At 64.3% G+C, this 3,719-nt stretch carries 5 protein-coding genes; 2 read left to right on the top strand and 3 right to left on the bottom strand.

Annotated elements, in window-relative coordinates:
• Window positions 1-564 (top strand): DNA-binding response regulator (locus MJ783_RS05175; RefSeq protein ID WP_239308774.1); only part of this gene is annotated, 564 nt, incomplete at its 5' end.
• Between the two features lie 42 nt (window positions 565-606).
• Here MJ783_RS05175 and MJ783_RS05170 read toward each other — a convergent pair.
• Entirely contained in the window at window positions 607-966 is a 360-nt protein-coding gene (locus MJ783_RS05170; protein ID WP_239308798.1) for a response regulator transcription factor, read from the bottom strand.
• A gap of 408 nt (window positions 967-1,374) precedes the next feature.
• Here MJ783_RS05170 and MJ783_RS05165 point away from each other — a divergent pair, with 408 nt between their 5' ends.
• The gene (locus MJ783_RS05165; protein WP_239308773.1) at window positions 1,375-1,608 is read left to right on the top strand and encodes a hypothetical protein; all 234 of its coding nucleotides are present in this window, start codon (window positions 1,375-1,377) and stop codon (window positions 1,606-1,608) included.
• An 83-nt stretch (window positions 1,609-1,691) separates the two neighbouring features.
• Here the strand turns inward: MJ783_RS05165 and MJ783_RS05160 are convergent, their stop codons facing one another.
• On the bottom strand, window positions 1,692-1,901 hold the full coding sequence (locus MJ783_RS05160) for a hypothetical protein (RefSeq protein ID WP_239308772.1): 210 nt from the start codon (window positions 1,899-1,901) through the stop codon (window positions 1,692-1,694).
• 38 nt (window positions 1,902-1,939) lie between these two features.
• The gene (locus MJ783_RS05155; RefSeq protein WP_239308771.1) at window positions 1,940-3,214 is read right to left on the bottom strand and encodes an ABC transporter substrate-binding protein; all 1,275 of its coding nucleotides are present in this window, start codon (window positions 3,212-3,214) and stop codon (window positions 1,940-1,942) included.
• Window positions 3,215-3,719: the final 505 nt, after the last annotated feature.

Here is a 3,719-nt window from a genome sequence, read left to right as displayed (position 1 = left end):
CAGGTCGGCGATCCGACCAGCCTGGTAGACGCGGTCGCCACGGCCCGCCCCGACCTCGCCGTAGTCGACATCCGCATGCCGCCGGACCACCGCACCGAAGGCCTGGACGCCGCGGTCGCGCTGCGCCGGGACCATCCACAGATCGGTGTCCTGCTGCTCTCCCAGTATCTGGAGTCCCACCACCTGCCGGCCCTGTTCGGCGGTAGCGCCCGCGGCGTGGGCTACCTGCTCAAAGAACGGGTGACCGGCCCGGCCGGTTTCGTGGAGGCGCTGCGGCGGGTCGCCGCCGGGGGCTGCGCGCTCGACCCGGACGTCGTGGCGCTGATGCTGCGCAACCGGCGGCGAACCGACCCGCTCGCCACCCTGAGCGAACGCGAACACGAAGTCCTGGCATTGATGGCCGAAGGCCGCTCCAACCGGGCCATCAGCGAGCGGATGCTCATCACCCACAAGACCGTCGAGGCACACGTCCGTAGCATCTTCACCCGCCTGGACCTGCCGCCCGAACCCGACAATCACCGTCGGGTCCTGGCCGTCCTGACCTATCTGCGAGCCCAGCGGTGAGCGGCCGCCGGCAACGCGACGGGCGGCCGACCGTCGCGGTTGTCAGCATGCGGCGACGACGCTGGTGAAGGACTCCGCCGACAGCCGCGACTTTGTCAGGAAGCCACCCGCTCCGCAGGTGTCGACCTGCGGGCCGTAGTCCCCCCGCCCGCGCACCGAGCACAACACGATCTTGACTGTCGGGTCGAGCCGGACAAGCTCACGGCTGACCGTGAACCCATCGATGTCAGGCAGCCCCACGTCGAGCAACACGACCTGTGGACGCAGCCGCGCCGCCGCCGCCAACGCCTCACCGCCGGTGGCGGCCTCCCCGACGACCTGGAAGCCGCCGCGGGTGACAAGCACCCGCGCGACCGCACGGAAATCCGCATGATCATCAACGATCAGCACGGTGGGCGGCACCAACTGACGATCGCATCCCGCCGCCGCTCGCGCATTGGTGCCAGCCCCGAAAGAGCGATCGCGATCGTGACGCGGCGGTACCACGCGTACCGGATGCGGAGCCGGTAACGATCAAGAACGATCTCGTCCTCAGTGGTCGCGGACGGCCGGCCGCAGTAGCCAGGCGCCCCCGGCCCGCCGGGCCGCTGGCGCTCATCCATCGGCATGGCCCGCACGCCCGGCAGGCACCCCCGGGCCGCCGGGCCGCTGTACCGACGTTGAACACCTGCCGAGGATTTCCCCTTTTTGCGTGCAAGCAGCCTCGCCGAGGACACGTTCTGCGATCTGGCCGCCGGTACAGCACGCTCCCTATGAACCCGCCCAACAGCGGGGATGGAAACGGCGAGAGCACGACATCTGGAGGCCAGCATGAGCAATTGCGAGGTTTGCGGCAATGACTACGAGATGAGCTTCGAGGTACACGTCCAGGGCGCGGTGCACACGTTCGACAGCTTCGAATGCGCGATCCACGCGATGGCGCCGATCTGCGATCACTGCGGGGTAAAAATCTCCGGGCATGGCGCCCAGACAGACGGACAGTTCTACTGCTGTGCGCACTGCGCCCGCGCGGCGGGCCGAACCGAGATCCGCGACCACGCTTAATACAAGACTTAATACAAGCGGCCGGTGGCCGGCCCGCGCATGGCGCGCCTTGCGCGCTTATGGCGACCGGCCTGCCGGCCGGATCATCCGCCGGTCGGAACGTCAACCAACCGACCGTCATCGATCAGCTGGATAAACATCATCCAGCGCCCGCTGCCAGCCATCAGCGGAATCAGCATAACTTTGCCGGTGTTTATGCCAATCCGTTTGGAAAGAATTCCATCGATGAAGTTGCGCCGACTATCACTGATAGTCGGCGACGACCGGCAGAAATCCGTATCTCCGGGCGGCATCCGAACGTCCAGCGAAACCTTCGGATGCCGCCCGGAGGCTACTTCGGCCGGCTGTAACGCACGGCATCAGCACTTTCTGTCGGACCGCTCACTATCGTGATGCCCCCGGGCACATCCGAGGCCCGTCCAACGTAACTCGCCTTCGTCGGCGAGACGCCGAGCTGCGAATAGTCCAACGGTGGGACAAGGCCACCAGTCTCGACTCGGGTCATGCTGCTCTTCGCGGCGAGCAGGCCCTCCCGGGTCAGGTCGCCGTTGCTACAAGCCTTCTCCAGAAGCTGATCCATCACCATGGCCTCGGACCAGCCGTCCACCGCGCCGATGGTGGGCGACTGCTGATCGTGGGTGGCGACGAAAGCCTCCCGCAGCTCCCTCGCGTTCGACTCCGAAAAACCGACGGACGGCATCGCCAGATAGAGGTTCTTCCGCAACGCGGAGCCGGCAGGCCCCGTCAGCAGACTGGGGACAAAACCCACATTGCTGGCGAGAATCGGGACGTCCAGTCCCAGGAGGCTCGCGGCACTCGCTACCGACGCGGTCTGTGCCGGTGTGCCGGTGAACAGGATCGCGCTGACCTTCCTGGCCGCGAGCGCGGTCACCGCCGCGGTCATGTCGGCCCTGTTCGGATCGATCTTCTCCTCGACCAGGCTGAGCTGATGCTGTCTGGCCATATAGGCCGAACCCAGCAGCGCGCTCCTGCCCAGCTCGTTGTCGTGATAAATGTGACCGATCGTGCCGCCAGCTTTGATCTTCTGCTGCCCGAGCAGATAGTCGATCCCATTAATTATTTGTATGTCATAAGTTGCGCCGATAAGCGAATAATACCTGTTGTCCGTGAGAGCCGGCGCCCATGTCTCCGCCATTGTTATAATCTTGTCGGACTCGATCAGAGGCCCGATCTTTACCGCCATAGGCGAACCAAGCAGCTGCTCAATCGCAAGAACCTTTCCTTTCAGCTGGCCATAGAGCTCCACCGCACGGCCGGTATCGTATCCATGGTCTCGGATGTCGAGCACGACGCTGTATCGGTCGCACACACCGCCGGTGGAGTTCCGCCGGTCCCAGTAAAGTCGCTGCGCATCGGTCAGATCCTTCGCAAGCCCTTTGAATACTCCCGACAGGTCAGTGAGCACACCGAGCGTGATCACATCATCCGAAACGCCGACACCGGTCCTGATCTTACCGCCGGCCTCATGTGTCGCGTCCGTAGTCTCACTATTCGCCACCGCCCCTGTGCCGCAAGCAGCCCCGGCGAGAGCGAGCATCCCGGCAACCAGCAGGGACATCGCGTTCCGACGCCCTAGTAAGATCATATTTTTCCCACCAAAAGCCGTGACCTGACAGGCCGCGGGAGCGCACCGGAAAGCCGCCACGACCCGCGTGCGCACACGACCAGTCGCGCATCGATTCGAGTCGCCGACGCCGTATTGTCCGGTTTTGATACCAAAGACGAAAGATATACGTTCAACAAAAAAACCAGACTCCTGAAAACTGTGAATATAATCGCATGGCGGAATGAGCGTTATTGCTACCACAGGCCCGTCGCGGATCTCAAGCTCGTCCGCCAAAAACAAAATGATCACAACCGTGCTAGCGCCAGAAAACTCGGTCAGGGGGCGGCTCATCCGAGCCGGGCCCGACAAGCCGGCGCAGGAATGCGGCACTGCCCTTGGGAACCGGCCGATGACAACAAGCAGGATCCCGCGGCGAAGCGTGACCGGGTGGTGTCGCGGGAAGCCGCAAAGCGATGGCCGGTGCCCGCGGGATCGCGAAGCGCGCGGTACCATTCTCAGCTGCTCGACCGCTCAAACCCCATGT

Source organism: Protofrankia sp. Cj3 (genome assembly GCF_917627355.1).
In the GTDB taxonomy this organism is placed as follows: domain Bacteria; phylum Actinomycetota; class Actinomycetes; order Frankiales; family Frankiaceae; genus Protofrankia.
This window is presented reverse-complemented; position numbering and strand designations above follow the sequence as displayed.